Annotated in this window: 18 protein-coding genes; 15 read left to right on the forward strand and 3 right to left on the reverse strand. The window is 36.8% G+C overall.

From position 1 onward, the window contains the following. Window positions 1-130: 130 nt before the first annotated feature. The 4 genes from AC1DFT_RS03950 to AC1DFT_RS03965 all read left to right on the forward strand — a co-directional run bounded on the left by AC1DFT_RS03950 (window position 131) and on the right by AC1DFT_RS03965 (window position 3,857). On the forward strand, window positions 131-1,378 hold the full coding sequence (locus AC1DFT_RS03950) for a methionine gamma-lyase family protein (protein ID WP_477917813.1): 1,248 nt from the start codon (window positions 131-133) through the stop codon (window positions 1,376-1,378). 381 nt (window positions 1,379-1,759) lie between these two features. Continuing rightward, window positions 1,760-2,170, forward strand: a complete 411-nt coding sequence (locus AC1DFT_RS03955) for a MerR family transcriptional regulator (protein ID WP_477917815.1) — start codon at window positions 1,760-1,762, stop codon at window positions 2,168-2,170. Between the two features lie 12 nt (window positions 2,171-2,182). Further along, window positions 2,183-3,517 (forward strand): type I glutamate--ammonia ligase, encoded by a 1,335-nt coding sequence (gene glnA, locus AC1DFT_RS03960; RefSeq protein ID WP_477917817.1) that lies wholly within the window; start codon window positions 2,183-2,185, stop codon window positions 3,515-3,517. Between the two features lie 232 nt (window positions 3,518-3,749). Next, complete coding sequence (locus AC1DFT_RS03965) at window positions 3,750-3,857, forward strand: YjcZ family sporulation protein (RefSeq protein WP_477917819.1); 108 nt, start codon at window positions 3,750-3,752, stop codon at window positions 3,855-3,857. A 325-nt stretch (window positions 3,858-4,182) separates the two neighbouring features. Here the strand turns inward: AC1DFT_RS03965 and AC1DFT_RS03970 are convergent, their stop codons facing one another. Continuing rightward, window positions 4,183-4,527 (reverse strand): ATPase, encoded by a 345-nt coding sequence (locus AC1DFT_RS03970; RefSeq protein ID WP_477917821.1) that lies wholly within the window; start codon window positions 4,525-4,527, stop codon window positions 4,183-4,185. A 509-nt stretch (window positions 4,528-5,036) separates the two neighbouring features. Here AC1DFT_RS03970 and AC1DFT_RS03975 point away from each other — a divergent pair. Both AC1DFT_RS03975 and AC1DFT_RS03980 read left to right on the forward strand, forming a co-directional pair. Beyond that, window positions 5,037-5,588: an excalibur calcium-binding domain-containing protein gene (locus AC1DFT_RS03975; RefSeq protein WP_477917823.1), complete on the forward strand. Its 552-nt coding sequence runs from the start codon at window positions 5,037-5,039 to the stop codon at window positions 5,586-5,588. A 188-nt stretch (window positions 5,589-5,776) separates the two neighbouring features. Then, the gene (locus AC1DFT_RS03980) at window positions 5,777-6,295 is read left to right on the forward strand and encodes a cysteine hydrolase family protein (protein WP_477917825.1); all 519 of its coding nucleotides are present in this window, start codon (window positions 5,777-5,779) and stop codon (window positions 6,293-6,295) included. Window positions 6,296-6,478: 183 nt separating this feature from the next. Here AC1DFT_RS03980 and AC1DFT_RS03985 read toward each other — a convergent pair whose 3' ends face one another. After that, the gene (locus AC1DFT_RS03985) at window positions 6,479-7,183 is read right to left on the reverse strand and encodes a FadR/GntR family transcriptional regulator (RefSeq protein ID WP_477917827.1); all 705 of its coding nucleotides are present in this window, start codon (window positions 7,181-7,183) and stop codon (window positions 6,479-6,481) included. Between the two features lie 189 nt (window positions 7,184-7,372). Here AC1DFT_RS03985 and AC1DFT_RS03990 point away from each other — a divergent pair, with 189 nt between their 5' ends. The 9 genes from AC1DFT_RS03990 (at window position 7,373) to AC1DFT_RS04030 (ending at window position 15,750) form a co-directional block, all read left to right on the forward strand. Then, the gene (locus tag AC1DFT_RS03990; protein ID WP_477917829.1) at window positions 7,373-8,446 is read left to right on the forward strand and encodes a tartrate dehydrogenase; all 1,074 of its coding nucleotides are present in this window, start codon (window positions 7,373-7,375) and stop codon (window positions 8,444-8,446) included. Between the two features lie 13 nt (window positions 8,447-8,459). Next, entirely contained in the window at window positions 8,460-9,209 is a 750-nt protein-coding gene (locus AC1DFT_RS03995) for an SDR family NAD(P)-dependent oxidoreductase (RefSeq protein ID WP_477917831.1), read from the forward strand. A gap of 14 nt (window positions 9,210-9,223) precedes the next feature. Next, window positions 9,224-10,666, forward strand: coding sequence for an aldehyde dehydrogenase family protein (locus AC1DFT_RS04000; protein WP_477917833.1), 1,443 nt, complete (start codon window positions 9,224-9,226; stop codon window positions 10,664-10,666). A 32-nt stretch (window positions 10,667-10,698) separates the two neighbouring features. Beyond that, complete coding sequence (locus tag AC1DFT_RS04005; RefSeq protein ID WP_477917835.1) at window positions 10,699-11,685, forward strand: bile acid:sodium symporter family protein; 987 nt, start codon at window positions 10,699-10,701, stop codon at window positions 11,683-11,685. Between the two features lie 336 nt (window positions 11,686-12,021). Beyond that, window positions 12,022-12,804: a peptidoglycan DD-metalloendopeptidase family protein gene (locus AC1DFT_RS04010; protein ID WP_477917837.1), complete on the forward strand. Its 783-nt coding sequence runs from the start codon at window positions 12,022-12,024 to the stop codon at window positions 12,802-12,804. A 262-nt stretch (window positions 12,805-13,066) separates the two neighbouring features. Next, on the forward strand, window positions 13,067-13,879 hold the full coding sequence (locus AC1DFT_RS04015) for a substrate-binding periplasmic protein (protein ID WP_477917839.1): 813 nt from the start codon (window positions 13,067-13,069) through the stop codon (window positions 13,877-13,879). Between the two features lie 18 nt (window positions 13,880-13,897). After that, complete coding sequence (locus AC1DFT_RS04020; protein WP_477917841.1) at window positions 13,898-14,539, forward strand: amino acid ABC transporter permease; 642 nt, start codon at window positions 13,898-13,900, stop codon at window positions 14,537-14,539. A 12-nt stretch (window positions 14,540-14,551) separates the two neighbouring features. Beyond that, window positions 14,552-15,298, forward strand: coding sequence for an amino acid ABC transporter ATP-binding protein (locus AC1DFT_RS04025; protein ID WP_477917843.1), 747 nt, complete (start codon window positions 14,552-14,554; stop codon window positions 15,296-15,298). Window positions 15,299-15,318: 20 nt separating this feature from the next. After that, window positions 15,319-15,750: an OsmC family protein gene (locus AC1DFT_RS04030; RefSeq protein WP_477917845.1), complete on the forward strand. Its 432-nt coding sequence runs from the start codon at window positions 15,319-15,321 to the stop codon at window positions 15,748-15,750. Window positions 15,751-15,888: 138 nt separating this feature from the next. Here the strand turns inward: AC1DFT_RS04030 and lexA are convergent, their stop codons facing one another. Continuing rightward, window positions 15,889-16,500: a transcriptional repressor LexA gene (lexA, locus tag AC1DFT_RS04035; protein ID WP_477917847.1), complete on the reverse strand. Its 612-nt coding sequence runs from the start codon at window positions 16,498-16,500 to the stop codon at window positions 15,889-15,891. Window positions 16,501-16,647 lie beyond the last annotated feature (147 nt).

Genomic DNA, 16,647 nt, shown 5'->3' on the forward strand with positions numbered 1-16,647 from the left:
AGTTAACCTGGCAAGCCGGGTTCAAAATCTGGACGCAATTACGCCAAGGCGTAATTGATAAAATAAGGCTAATTTCACCCGTTGAGATTAGTCTTTTCTATTTGTCATTGAAAAGCAAGGAGCGAAACAATTGAAATTTACTACAACATTATCAGAAGAAGTATTAGGCTTAGCAAATAGTGCGGAAGCGAAAATAGCTAGTTATCATCAAGCGGTAGAAAAAATAGCTTTCTTCAATCAACAAAAAGTAATTCATGCATTTAAAACACATCATGTAAGCGACCATCATTTTAACCCATCTACTGGTTATGGCTATGATGATGAGGGACGTGAAACGTTAGAAAAAGTATATGCGACTACATTTGGAGCGGAAGCGGCACTCGTTCGTCCACAAATTATTTCTGGTACGCATGCCATTTCGATTAGTTTATTTGGCGTACTTCGACCGAATGATGAGCTGTTGTACATAACTGGAAAGCCATACGATACACTTCAATCGATTGTTAGTGGTGGGCAAGAAGATACGGGTTCACTTGCTGATTTTGGTATTTCTTATCAGCATGTTGACTTATTAGAGTCCGGTGCAATCGATTGGGAAACGGTAGAAAAGACGGTGAAAGAAAATACGAAAGTAATTGCGATTCAGCGTTCAAAAGGGTATGCGGTGCGACCTTCTTTTACAGTGGGACAAATAAAAGATATGGTCGAAAAGATTAGAGCAATCAAAGAAGATGCCATTATTTTTGTGGACAATTGCTACGGAGAGTTTGTGGAAGAGTTGGAACCAACTAATGTTGGGGTAGATTTAATGGCGGGCTCTTTGATTAAAAATCCTGGCGGCGGACTTGCGAAAACGGGCGGTTATATCGCTGGGAGAAGTGAGTTTGTCACAAAGTGTGCATACCGAATGACTTCCCCAGGAATTGGAGCAGAAGCAGGTGCATCTCTAAACACCTTAATGGATATGTACCAAGGATTTTTCTTAGCGCCGCATATTGTCTCGCAAGCGGTAAAAGGAGCAATTTTTACATCCGCTGTTTTAGAAGAGGTGGGCATGACGACGGAACCTCATTATTCGCAAAAAAGAACTGATCTTATTCAATCGGTATCGTTCCAAACAGCGGAACGAATGATTCAGTTTTGTAAAGCGATTCAAATGCATTCGCCGGTCAATGCCCAATATGCTCCCGAACCTGCCTACATGCCAGGTTACGAAGATGATGTCATTATGGCGGCAGGTACATTTATCCAAGGTTCAAGTATGGAGTTAACGGCAGACGGTCCGATCCGACCGCCTTATACTGCTTTTATCCAAGGTGGTTTAACATATGAACATGTGAAATATGCTATTTTGGGTGCAGTACAGTCTTTAAGGTAAATGTAGAAATAAAAGAAGTGTGGGAAGTGACTCGGTCATTTTCTGCGCTTTTTTCTTTCCAAAAAATAGCTAAGAGCAACAATCTAATTGTTGAAAGCAACTAAAACAGTACTGGGAGCAATCAAATTGGGTCTAAGAGTAACCAATTGAATATCGAAAGCAACCAGTTCTCACAGAAAGAGTCTGCAAGATTGGTGGAGATGAGGAATAGAAGGGTAGCGCGACCTTTGTGTTAGAGCCGAGGCTAACGGTATTGGCGATTCACTAAGAAAAGTGGATTTTTATGTTAAATAAAATCTCATGTCACTTTTTCTTACATTGATTTGACATGTTAGCTTACATATCATATACTACTTGTATATCCAACTAGGAGGTGCAGCGATGGAAAAGGAATGGAGACGTTCCATGCCACTGCTATCTATGAATATCGTCATGCAGTTAACTGGCTTAACGGCAAGACAAATTCGATATTATGAAGAGCATGAACTTGTTCAGCCTGCACGGACAGAAGGAAAACAACGCATGTTCTCACTGGATGATATCGATATTTTATTAGAAATTAAAGATATGCTTTCAACGGGCGTGAACATTGCAGGGATTAAACAAATTTTCGAAATGAAAAACAATCCAACAATGCAAAAAGAAGTACAACAAGCAATAACGGATGCGGAATTACGTGCGATTTTCAGGGAAGAAATGCAAATTGCCCATAGACAGCAACGTACATCCTTACGACAAGGGAATTCTCTCGCTTCGAATGCTAGAGCGAGGCTAATATATAAAAATCAATAGGAGAGTGAAATAATGAGCAAGTATACAAAAGAAGACATAAAAAAATTCGTACAAGAAAATGAGGTGAATTTTATTCGTCTTCAGTTTACTGACATTCTTGGTACGATTAAAAACGTTGAAATTCCTGTAAGTCAGCTCGATAAAGCTCTCGATAATAAAATGATGTTTGATGGATCTTCCATTGAAGGGTTCGTTCGCATTGAAGAATCAGATATGTATTTAGTGCCTGATTTAAATTCATGGGTAGTGTTTCCGTGGATCACTGGTAAAGGTAAAGTAGCTAGATTAATCTGTGACGTGAATAAAGCAGATGGAACACCTTTTGCAGGGGATCCACGTAGTAATTTAAAACGAGTTTTAAAAGAGATGGAAGAACTAGGATTTACAAGTTTTAACTTAGGACCTGAACCTGAATTTTTCTTATTTAAACTAGATGCACAAGGTGAACCGACACTTGAACTAAATGACCATGGTGGTTATTTTGACTTGGCACCAGTAGATTTAGGCGAAAACTGTCGTCGTGATATCGTACTGGAACTAGAGGAAATGGGTTTTGAAGTAGAAGCATCTCACCATGAAGAGGCTCCTGGACAACACGAGATCGACTTTAAATATGCGGATGCATTAACTGCTTGCGATAACATCCAAACATTCAAATTAGTAGTGAAAACAATTGCTCGTAAACATGGTTTACATGCAACATTTATGCCAAAACCACTTTTTGGGGTAGCTGGATCTGGAATGCACTTTAATGTTTCTTTATTTAACGGGGAGGAAAATGCATTTTTTGACGAATCTGCTGAAAACCAAATGAGTGAAACGTCTATGCAGTTTATGGCTGGAGTGATAAAGCATGTTCAAAGTTTCACAGCAATTACTAATCCTACAGTAAACTCATATAAACGATTAGTGCCTGGTTATGAAGCCCCTTGTTACGTTGCTTGGTCTGGTCAAAACAGAAGTCCGTTAATTCGAATTCCTTCTTCAAGAGGATTAAGTACGCGAATCGAAGTTCGTTCTGTAGACCCAACAGCCAACCCATATCTTGCAATGGCTGTTATTCTTCAAGCGGGACTCGATGGCATTAAAAACAAACTGACTCCTCCACCAGCAGTGGATCGAAATATCTATGTAATGACAGAAGAAGAAAGAAATGAAAATGGTATTTACAACTTGCCATCTTCCCTTCATTCAGCATTAACGGAGCTTGGAAAGAGCGAAGTAATTCGCGGGGCACTTGGCGAACATATTTATGCAAACTTTGTCGAAGCCAAAGAGATTGAATGGGATATGTTCCGTACCACAGTTCATCCGTGGGAGAGAGAACAATATTTGAAGATGTATTAATAGTATAATAGCAATGTTTATAGCCTTTTACGGAGGGGCAAGATTTTATTTTGATTGTAGGAAATCATATACGTCCCCTTAAAAAACAGGAAAATTATTTGAAAACATCGATCAGTCGCTTGTAGACTTGATCGGTGTTTTTATATTTTTATTCGCTATGAGATAAATTACCTTATCCATATTTTAATCTTGTCATAATCTATAAATAGTATCAGGAAAGGGGGGGTATAAGATGTCTGGATATGAAGGTGAATATGGTGGAAGACGCAATTCGAATTTTGCGTTGATCGTCGTTTTATTTATCCTACTTATTATTGTAGGAGCGTCATTCCTGTATTAATACAGGAATGATATTCTACGAGCTTAACTATTAAGTAGTAGGATATAAGGTAAGTTTAATACAATTAAGATAACATCCGCCTGTTTTTAACTTCTCTAAAAAGTGACTTTCTCTTAATTGAGTTGGTCGCTTTTTTATTTGTCAGAAAATCGCCATTAAATAATAGTTGTTAAATCAAAACAACAGTCCGATTTCTTTCATGTGCCCATTAAACTTATCGATTAATCGAGTCGTCTTCTAAAAAAGGCCGTCCCAAAAGTCAATAATTAAATTGACTAGAGGACAGCCTTTAAAACCGGTTTTAACTTTTAAGATCTTTTTAAAACTAAAGAATCTGTACTAATTCTGAGTGTAAAACTCGTTGAGCAGTAATGATTACATTTGAAGCTGTTCTTCCGTATACAGTATATATTCCACCGTTTTGATTAGGTACAATTTCAACTTCATATTGAAACGCCCCTCCAATTAAATTAAGAGTTACAAAAGTAGAGGCATTAGCACCTGCGTTAAAGTTAGCCGATGAAAGTTGTTGTCTTGTTCCATTTAGTCTAAAGACTCTAACTACTCCGGTAAGCGGACCTCCAGTACGATTGAGGATTTTGACTCGAACGTTAGTTGCGTTTGCAGGTTGATTTCCGAAGTTTTCAATTGCTCCAGTAGTGAATGGCATAGAATACACCTCCTTACATTGAGAGAATTATAATCTGCAGATTATATAAACATAGTATTCAGTAAAACTATTAATGTGCTATACATATGAATCAAATTGTAATAAATATTAAGATTGTATAAGAAATGAACCAACATTTTTTGAAGTGAACTAGCAAAGAATAAGATAATATAAAATTCGTTATTCGCCAAAATAATACTTTCTAGTATAAATTAAAATTTATAAGGTAACTTTATTATTGTGAGATCCCTTCGCAGAATCTCATGAAATTACGGCCCTCCTGTTGAAGCAGTGGGGCTTTTTTATATCCCCAAAAGTTAATCGTTGAAAAACAAAAAATTCTATCAGAAAATTATTTAATTTCTTTCATACACCCCCCAATTAATATTTAAAAGAGGTATTTATAGTTTTATGTCTAACTAGTGTAGTGTAAGAAAAAAGAGAAGGAGTTATTGATATCAATTTGTTTGAGTTCCAAGTTCTACCATATAGGTAAGGGGGAGAAGTATTTGTTTTCGAAGTTTATTAAAGTAATATTATTAGCAGTATTGGTATTAAGTATTAGTCCATACAAACTAGATACCGCGAGCGCCGCTTCCGTCATGTGGGGGAAGACCGAATTAAAGTTGGGACAAATCGGTAAAGTAACGATTTTAGCTGATACAGTATTAACGAAATTAGAAAGTGATGGCTCTCTTTCAACTGTTCGAGCAATGAAAAAAGGGGAAGAGTATCGAGTTTATAGCTTTAAGTCTAATCACGGTGGTCTATATGGCGTAGGTAGTGGTAGTTTCGTTCAAAAAAGTGAAAAAGTGAATTATGAAACGCCATCCAAATCAAAACTTGCTCTTTTGAAAGAAATTAGTGAAAATCCAAAAAAAGTACAACAGCCAACGCAACAATTCACAGGAGATGGATTAGAAGTAATACCAGGTGCACCAACAAGTTTTGGCAATTGTAAAGAGATGAATGAATACTATCCAAACGGTGTTAAAAAGGGACATCCTGCTTATAAATCCAAACATGACCGTGATAAAGATGATTGGTCTTGTGAGCGATAAGTAACTTTTGGTAAACATATGAAAACAACCAATATAACAAATGTAATAGAGTTCCAATCAGAAAAGATTGTGAACTCTATTTTTTATTCTTTGATATAGGAGTGAGTTGTTTTACAAATAAGTTTACAACAATTAGGTATAGTTTATAATAAAATTAGAACGAATGTTTCTTTTTAGGGAGGGAAATAATGAGGAAAGCACTATTAATTATAGACGTTCAAAACGGCATGTTTCAAAAAGACAATATTGTACATAACGGTGATAAATTACTCCGAAATTTGAAAGGTTTAATAACGCAAGCGCGTTCTACCGAAACACCAATTATATATGTGCAACATAATGGACCAGTTGGTAAACCTTTGGAAAAAGGTACAAAAGGTTGGGAGATTCATCCGGATATAACTCCTAAAACTGAGGATATAATCATTCAAAAAACCACTCCGGATTCTTTTTTTAGAACTACGTTAGATGATGAACTTAAAAAACAAGGAATTGAGCATCTGGTTATTGCTGGAATTCAGTCGGAAGTGTGTGTTGATACAACGTGCAGAGTAGCTTTCAGTATGGAGTATAAAGTCACTTTAGCTTCAGATGCACACAGTACATGGGATTCGAAAATAATTTCTGCTCAACAAATTATTAACCATCACAATGATGTAATGCGTTGGTTTGCTGATGTGTATTCAAGTAAAGATATTAAATTTTGATCATTAAGGAAAGCTGCTAAGGTTAACGGTTTATTAAAATAGCAATTAGTCCTACTCACATATTACGAGTAGGACTTTTTTTATTTAACTTACCGTCTTTTTCTTCAAAAAATGTTTTTAAACACAGTGTTTATTTTTATGATATTTGATAAATCTTCACGAACCCAAAAGAAGAGAATCAATCTAAATTTTCTCTTCTTCCAGCCATTCCTGATTATATAAAATCATTTCATTGATCTGTTTCTCACTGACAGTTACGTCTTTCTGGAAAAGCAAATCTAAAAATGCTTTATGTGAATGTAGTGTTTGCTCAATGTTGCTAGACTGTTTGGAGGTAACCATTTTAGGCTTATACAATTCATAGATGGTTTTTCCAATTTCGATAACAAAGGCATTTTCAGTAGCTTCAAGCACTGCATAATGGAATTCCAAGTCGATGTCGGCCAGTTCCTCGGGGCTTAGCTCGGGCTTTAGTCGCTGGGCTTGGCTATGGTAAACTTCTTCGATTTTTTTAATCTTTTCTTCAGACCATTTGGCACGAATGAGATTGATCATCAGAATCTCGAAATGTTGACGGAATTCTATTAGCATCTCTGTATTATTGCTGTGCAAAATCAAGCTAAAGATCAAGGGATTTAAAGAAAAGTGTGAAGGGTTGTTGGTGATGAACATCCCTTCACCGCGCTTAATTTGTATGACTCCAATCGATTCCAGTACTTTTACTGCTTCCCGGAGAGGGGTCCTGCTAACGCCGAGCTGTTCGACCATTTCCGCTTCTGTAGGTAATTTATCGCCATTTTTTAGCGTCCCGTCTAATAGCTTGTTTTTTATGGTGGCGACAATTTCATTTGAGATTTTGTCGGAAGTTGTTAGTTTTTCGAAGTGCATTAGGTAGATCCCCCAGTCATGTTTACATTCTTCTCTATAGATTATATCGGATAAATTCAATTTTGAATGAAATATATTAATTTTACAATGATTTTGAATATTTCATTTACAAATGATAATGAAGCTGATAACATATAAAATTAAGTACATCATATGTAGTATGTAGTAAATAGAAAGGAAGTGTCATGTTTGGTAAAGCACACAATTGCAAGCATTCCAGGTGATGGGATTGGCCCAGAAGTTATAGAGGAAGCTATTAAAGTATTAAGAGCAGTGGAAGAAATACACGGTAATTTGCAATTTGAAATCGATTCTTATGATTGGAATTGTAAACGTTATTTGGAAACCGGACGAATGATGCCTGAAGATGGTATAAAAATATTGGCTCCGTATGACGCCATTTTATTCGGTGCAGTGGGATCGCCGGAAGTCCCAGATCATATTTCCGTTTGGGAGTTAATCCTACCAATCAGAAGAGAGTTTCAACAATACATAAATTTAAGGCCTATCAAATTGTTAAAGGGAATTGAAAGTCCTTTAGCAAATAAAGGTATAGAAGATATTGATTTTGTTGTAGTACGTGAAAATACAGAAGGGGAGTACTCCAATAGTGGAGGTCGTTTGCATGTTGGTACTCCATATGAAGTAGTCGTTCAAAATAGTGTTTTTACAAAAATGGGTAGTGAACGGGTAATAAAATATGCTTATGAACTAGCACGAAAAAGAGGTTCAAAGCAATTATCCGTTGCAACTAAATCTAATGCTATTAATTTTTCTATGCCATTTTGGGATGAAGTGACGAAAGAAGTTGGCTTAGACTTTAAAGAAATAGAACCAAAGTTTTACCATATCGATGCATTAGTTGCCTTTTTTGTATCAAAACCAGAAATCTTTGATGTAGTCGTTGGAAGCAACTTATTTGGTGATATATTAACAGATTTAGGTGCAGCGATTTCAGGAGGGCTTGGAACTGCGCCTTCCGGAAATATCAATCCTGAAAAGAAATACCCATCGATGTTTGAAGCAATTCATGGCTCTGCCCCAGATATCGCGGGTAAAGGCATTGCAAATCCAATTGCACAAATTTGGAGCACCTCCTTAATGTTAGAACATCTAGGATATCCGGAAATGGCCAAAATAATAGTCGATGGAATAGAAGATACATTAGTAGAAGGTAAAGTGAGAACACCGGATTTAGGTGGAACTGCTTCTACAACAGAATTTGCAGATGAAATTATTGAAAATATTAAAAAGTATGCATAAGGGGGATTTATAATTGGGTCAATTAGAAGCTAAAGTTATTGCAGTCACAGGAGCGGGCGGCGGAATGGGGAAAACAGTAGTAGAAAATCTTTTGGCAGAAGGTGCAACAGTAGTTGCTTTGGATATTAATACAGAATCTTTAACTTCTATCGAAAATGAAAATATACGTGTCAAAGCTATTAATCTGTTAGATGAAGACAGTATTCAACAAACTTTCAAAGAAATATTCGATGAGTTTAATAAATTGGATGGGCTTGTCAATATAGCTGGAATAGCACAAGCTGCCAAACCAATCACGGAAGTAGAACTTTCAGAGTGGCATAAAATAATGGATATCAATGCTACTGCCATATTTTTAACGAGCCGTGAAGCAGTGAGATATATGAAGGAAACAAAAAATGGATCCATTATTAATATAGGTTCCGTATCTGTTACTAGACCTCGTCCGGGTTTGCAAAGCTATGTTGCATCAAAAGGTGCGGTTGAAGCATTCTCTAAAGCTTTAGCACTTGAAACAGCTCCATTTAATATTCGTGTAAATGTACTACATCCTGGTCCAGCCGATACTCAAATGTTAGGACAGTTCTCTTCGCAACAAGCTGGCGAAGTAGAGTTAAATAAAGATATTTTTGCAGAGAGCGTTCCATTAGGTAGATTGATTAATCCAACTGATATTTCGGCAACGGTTACACATTTATTAACAGATGGTGCTCAAATCATTACTGGTGCAGTAATCCATGTAGATGGCGGAAGAAGCATCTAGAAAGGAAGTATGAAATGGAAAACATTCAAATGTTAATTGATGGGGAATGGATTGGAAGCGAGAATGAACAATGGATAGACGTCATTAATCCAGCTTCTGGAGAGTTAATTACACAAATCGTTCGTGGAAATGAAAACCATGCTGATCGAGCAGTCCAAGCTGCGAGAAAAGCATTAAAAAGTAAAGAGTGGAAATCTGTTAAACCATTTGAAAGAGGGCAATTTCTACAAGAAACGGCAAGATACATTAGAGCCAATGCGGAAGAATTGGCGGAACTTGAATCTTTAGATATTGGTAAGCCAATTGCACAAGCAAAAGCGGATATTGAAGCTGCAGCTCGCTATTTTGAATTTTATGGTGGCTTAGCTGACAAAGTGTTCGGGGACACTATTCCAATTGAAGAAGATTTATTAAATGTAACGGTCATAGAGCCGATTGGGGTTACGCTTCATATTGTACCTTGGAATTATCCTATTCAAATTACGGCGCGCAGCGTAGCGGCTGCAATCGCTACAGGAAATGTAGTTATTGTGAAAAGTTCTGAAGATACTCCGCTTACTACGAACTTTTTAGCGAAATGGTTCGATGAAAAACTTCCAAAAGGGGTATTTCAACATCTTACAGGTTATGGAGCGGAAATTGGCTCCGCACTGACTGTGCACCCAGGTATCAATCAAATTACTTTTACTGGTTCAGTTCCAACAGGAATCGCGGTAATGAAGTCGGCCGCAAACAACGTTGTGCCTGTTACACTTGAGTTAGGTGGTAAATCACCAAATGTTGTTTTTAAAGATGCAGATTTAGATAGAGCAGTTCCTGCAATTATTAATTCAATTGTGCAAAATGCAGGCCAAACCTGTTCTGCAGGATCTCGTCTTTTAGTAGATGAAACGATTGCAGACGAATTACTAGAAAAATTAGTAGAAAAGTTTCAACATTTAAAAGTTGGACCACCAGCTAACGATGCAGAAGTGGGCCCAATTATAAATGAAAAACAATACAACCGAATTCTAAAAATTTTAAGTTCTATTGATAAGCAAGGGAAAATTTTAGTAGGTGGAGAAGCTGTTCGAGTGGAAGAATATGAAGAAGGCTTTTATATAAGCCCTGCAATAATCGAAGCTTCCAATCATAATAACTCTTTTGTACAGGAAGAAATTTTTGGACCTGTGCTTAGTGTTGTACGTTTTAGTGATGTGGAAGAAGCAATTGAATTAGCGAATGCTACTGAATATGGACTAGTTGCTGGCGTTTGGACAAAAGATATTGATGTAGCACATTATGTTGCTTCGCGTATTGAAAGTGGCCAAGTTTTTATCAATAGCTACGGGGCAGCAGGTGGTGTTCAAATGCCATTTGGTGGATATAAAAAAAGTGGCATTGGACGAGAAAAAAGTCATTTAGCCGTGCAAAACTATATTCAAATAAAAAATGTTGCTATTCAAGTGCAACTGTAAAGTATTTAAATAAGCTGTATAGGAGGCTTAAGATGAAAGCTTTAAGCACAATTAGTAGTTTTGCTGGTAAATACTTTGCTTTTATAGTAATCGTGTTTTCCATCTTAGCTTTTATGGTTCCAAGTTTGTTTTCGTCATTTGGTGCGTATATAACAATCCTACTTGGAGTCGTAATGTTCGGTATGGGTCTTACACTAAAAGCATCTGACTTTAAATTAGTTTTTACCAATCCAATCCCTGTTCTAATAGGAATAGTTGCACAATTTTCGATTATGCCAACGATCGCTTTTATCATTGCTTACTTATTAAAATTGCCTGCAGAACTTGCGGCAGGTTTAGTTCTATTAGGTAGTGTTCCTGGAGGGACTTCTTCCAATGTAATGGTATATTTGGCAAAAGGAAACGTTCCTCTTTCGATTACCATGACGAGTGTTTCTACATTACTAGCGCCCATCATGACGCCACTTCTATTATTAGTATTCGCGGGCCAATGGTTGCCGGTTGATCCAATGTCTATGTTCATGTCCATTATCAAAGTAATTATTATTCCGATTATCTTAGGATTATTAGTTAATAAATTCTTACCTACTGTTACGGAGAAAAGCGAATCTATTTTGCCTCTAATCTCTATCGTTGCGATTACCATTATTGTTTCTGCAATCGTTGCAAACAATAAAGAAAATATTGCAACTGCAGGAGTACTAGTATTCGTAGCAGTATTACTGCATAATGGATTTGGCCTATTAATAGGATACTACGCGGCGAAAGCTTTAAAACTATCTCGTCAAGACCAACGTACTATATCGATTGAAGTAGGAATGCAAAACTCCGGGCTTGGTGTAGCATTGGCTGCCTCTTATTTCACGCCACTAGCTGCATTACCAAGCGCATTTGCATCTGCTTGGCAAGTAATCACTGGTACCTTTCTCGCTACATACTGGGCAAAGCATGAAGTTCCAAATGATACTAATTCTAAATCTAAAGTAAAATCACAACAGGAGCCTTTAGCTAAAGCATAAGAAATTTAATGAATTAAAAAAGACCGCTTAATGATTTTTTATTAAGCGGTCTTAAACTATTGGTTATAGAAAAGCGTTAAGGCTTTAATTTCGCCTTAACGCTTTTTATTTTTATCTATTTTTAGTGTATACGATTGTACAGAACCATTCTATTTACTAAATGAAAGGAGAACTTAGCGATGAGTCAATTAACGAATGATGCTAAATATAGTTGAAATGGAGGTTTTGAAATAAATTATGTAAACGCATGATAATAAACTATGAAATTATATTCTTTCAGCATTTATTAATAAAGAGACTAAAAACACTACGAATAGTAGAGAAAGGAGAAAGAGCATGTTTATTAGACCATGTGAAGGAAGAATTACTTCAAGGTTTAGCCCTCTCCGAAAAAATCCAATAACAGGTGAATGGAAAGCACATAAAGGAGTAGATTTTGGAAGTGATGGAAATCCAATTATAATAGCTTCCGAAAAAGGTACAGTGAATCGAGCGGAAGTAATTGGTGGCTATGGAAATACGGTCATATTAACACATATAGTAAACGGGAAAAAATACGAAACATTGTATGCACATTTGAAATCCATCTCAGTGAAAGCGGGACAAACAGTTAAACAAGGGCAACAAATTGGAATAAAAGGGGCCACTGGCAATAGTACGGGCGTACATTTACATTTTGAAATGCATATTCCAGCATATGCTCCAGGACAACCAAACGCAGTAAATCCACTATATTATATAGTAGATCCGGCAGTGGAAGAAGTACAGAAAATGTTAGTTCTAATCGGCTACCAGCTTAATGTGGACGGAATTGAAGGACCAATTACTGAAGAGGCAATTAAAAGCTTCCAGCAGTCTAAGGATTTAGCAGTGGATGGAATAGTAGGAGACGATACATTAGCTGCACTGAAAAAGGAGGAATTAAGTATGGCAGAACCAAAACTAACAGTTGGACAGGAAGCGATTCGTCAAGAAGCAATTAGATTGAAAATTACAGATGGCAATGATCCACTTAAAAGCGTAAATCAATTTTATGCTTGGGCAGTTGCAATACCGATTGCACAGAAAGTCGAGCAACTAGAAAAACGTATTTTAGAATTAGAAAAAAAAATAGCCTAATAAGAGATTGTTGAAAAAGTCTAAGTAGTGACTTATTCAACAATCTTTTTTATTTTGGAAAGCAGAATAATTTCCGTCATATTACATCTATATTTGGGGAATCATAAGAAGAAGTTTGGTTTTGTTCACTTAGTGGTATTAGTGATGAAAATACTGAAAAGCCGAAAAAGTCTGTGTAGTACAGAGTAGTTGACTAATGGCTAGTAATCTAATAGGATTTTATTGGCAAGAGAATGGCACTGACACAAAGGAGGAAACAAGGATGAAAAAAGGTAACTTACTATTAATTATAGTAGCTGCAACTGTTTTGCTATTAGTAGCATGTGGGAATGGTACAAGTAAAGAAAATGATAAAAACACATTAACTGCTATAAAAGATAATGGCGAAATGACTGTTGGGATCATGGGTACATATGCACCTTATAATTTTATGAACAAAGACCATGAATATGATGGATTTGACGTTGATATTGCTAAAGAATTAGCAAAGCGTTTAGGTGTAGAAGCTAACTTTGTCGCACAAGAATTTTCAGGTTTAATCCCTGGCTTGCAAAAAGGCAAATTTGATATATTAGTGAGTCAAGTGACGATTACAGAAGATCGACAAAAACAATTAGATTTCACGGAACCTTATATAACAAATGATGTAAAAGTAATAGTCAAAGAAGATAATACAACCGTTCAATCCGTAGAAGATTTCAAAGGGAAAAAAATCGCGGTAGGTTTAGGGACGAACGATGAAGCATTTTTACGTAATGATTTAATGCCACAAGTTGGTGATTTCCAAATCAACACGTACGATGATGTTATCACAACGCTTAAAGATCTAGATGCAGGACGTGTAGATGCTACGATTAATAATGCTTACGCTTTAAAACCAATCGTTGAAGAAAATGGATTTAAAGTAAAAGCAGTCGGAGCGCCGATTAAATCAGATCAAGCAGCAGTGGCTGTTAAAAAAGGAAACACTGAATTAGTTGATGCGCTTAACAAAGCATTAGATGAAATGAAAGCAGACGGCACCTATAAAGAAATTTTCGTCAAATGGTTTGATGAAGAACCTAAAGCCGAGTAAAGAAAGAGGTAGTGTTACATGGATATAATAATAGATAATATCCCTTTTTTATTAAAAGGAGCTTATTATACATTATTAATAACGGTGGTATCTATGTTTTTCGGCTTAATCATCGGTTTAATAACAGCGATTGCACGCTTAAAGGGCAATCGCTTCTTTCGTAATGTAGCGAGAGTGTATGTATCGATTATTCGGGGAACACCACCATTAGTTCAAATTTTTATCGTGTATTTTGGACTAGTTGATTTTGGGATAGAGTTAGGTTCGTTGACAGCCGCTTATATTGCCTTAAGTATTAATATCGGTGCCTATGTATCGGAGGCATTTCGTGGGGCAATCCAAGCAGTTCCAGCTGGTCAAACAGAAGCCGCGCTTGCCACTGGGATGACAGAGGCACAGGCTATTCGCCGCATTGTAATCCCACAAGCGATACGCATCGCAATTCCCCCTTTAGGGAATACTTTTGTTGGGATGTTAAAAGAGACTTCCTTAGTTTCCGCAATTGCAGTGACGGAGCTTATGCGCTCAGCCCAATTATTAATCGCACAGTACTATGTGAATATGCCGTTTTATTTAACGATTGCATTAATGTACTGGATCATGAGTACCGTATTTACATTTATATTGAACAAATTAGAAAAAAGATTATCTGTATACTAAGGGGGAAGAGTCTTGATACAAGTAAATGATTTATCGAAAAGCTTTGATCAAAATGAAGTACTAAAAAATATTTCATTGACCATTCCCGCCCATCAAGTAGTCGCTGTGATTGGACCAAGTGGTTCCGGAAAAAGTACATTTTTACGTTGTTTAAATGGATTAGAGATGATTACTAGTGGGGCAATTTCTGTTAATAATCATCAAATAAATGCAACAGATTCGAAAAAATTGCAACAAAAAACGATTCACTCAATCCGTCAAGATACCGGCATGGTTTTCCAACAATTTAACTTATATCCCCATAAAACGGTGATTGAAAATGTAATGGAAGCCATTATCGTCGTGAAGAAACAATCAAAAGAACAAGCGAAAAAAATCGCTTCCCAATTGTTGAAAAGGGTCGGCTTGCAAGAAAAGGAAAATGTCTATCCTTCGAAACTATCAGGAGGACAACAGCAACGTGTAGCGATTGCACGTGCACTTGCAATGGAACCGAAAATTATGTTATTTGACGAACCAACGTCTGCACTCGATCCAGAACTAGTTGGAGAAGTATTAAAAGTGATGAAAGAATTGGCGGACGAAGGGATGACAATGGTCATCGTTACGCATGAGATGAAGTTTGCCCAAGATGCGGCGAATCGTATTTTATTTATGGCGGACGGTCAAATTGTGGAGGATGCAGAACCGAAAACGTTTTTTGCACATCCATCCACTGATCGTGCCCAAAAGTTTTTAGCGAAAGTAAATGAATTTTAACTAAAGGAGTATGATTGATAATGGAAGTAAAAGCAATATGGCAAGGTGGAAGAGCGTTTGAAGCAAAAGGACCTTCTGGTTATCCGATGGTAATGGATGCAACAGCAAACTATGGAGGACTAGGACAAGCACCAACACCAACCGAAATGTTACTTAGTTCGTTAGCGGGATGTATCGGTATTGACGTTACAATGATATTAAAACCGCATTTAGAAAAAATTGAATCCATCGAAATTACAGTAGACGGGGCTCGTCGGGAAGAATTACCAACTGCATTTACTGCAGCTGATTTATTATTCGATGTAAAAGGGGATATCGATGCAAAAAAAGTAATTCGTGCCATAAAACTTGGAGAAGAAAAATATTGTGCCGTATCTGCTTCGTTGAAAGCAGATATCTCCTATCGCTTAGTTCTAAACGGAGAAGAAGTAGAAATACAGGAAGAATCATAAAACAAAACCCTCTCACCATTTAAAGGTGAGAGGGTTTTTCGATGATTTAAACGAAAATGTCCACTTTTCGTTTAAATATGATATCGGCTCTTTGTCATCATACGGACATTCGTATCATTTGTCAAGTTTTCAAGAATTCTATTGGATATTGCGGTATACACCAACTACTTTACCAAGAATCGATACTTGGTTAACGATAATCGGATCCATCGAAGAATTCTCAGGTTGCAATCGGAAGAAAGTTTTTTCTTTGAAAAAACGTTTAACCGTAGCTTCATCTTCTTCTGTCATCGCGACAACGATATCTCCATTATTTGCAGATTGCTGTTGTTTTACAACAACATAATCTCCATTTAAAATTCCCGCCTCGATCATACTATCTCCCATAATCTCTAACATAAATAAATGATCATCAGCTGTACCGAACGTTTCAGGCAGTGGGAAAAATTCCTCAATATTTTCAATTGCAGTAATCGGAAGACCAGCGGTTACTTTCCCTACTAGTGGTACATGCACGACTCCTTGTTTTTCCGCAATCCCGTCCAGTATTTCTATTGCGCGCGGTTTCGTTGGGTCTCTTCTAATAAGTCCTTTACTCTCTAAGCGAGCAAGATGCCCGTGCACCGTAGAACTCGATGCTAGTCCAACTGCTTCGCCAATTTCCCGTACAGATGGTGGATACCCTTTTGTACGAACTTCTTCCTTAATAAAAGCTAAAATATCTTCTTGTCTTTTCGACGCTTTTTTCATTGAGTTCACCTCTTTTTTTTGGTCATTTTTCTACTAATTTCTTTCTTACTAATAGTATAACAGTCTCTCAAACTTTATGCAAACATAGGTTCTAATAAGTGTTGACAAAAACAAATGTTCGTTTTATTATTAGAACATACATTCCGA

It is taken from the genome of Psychrobacillus sp. 05T411 (assembly GCF_056396485.1).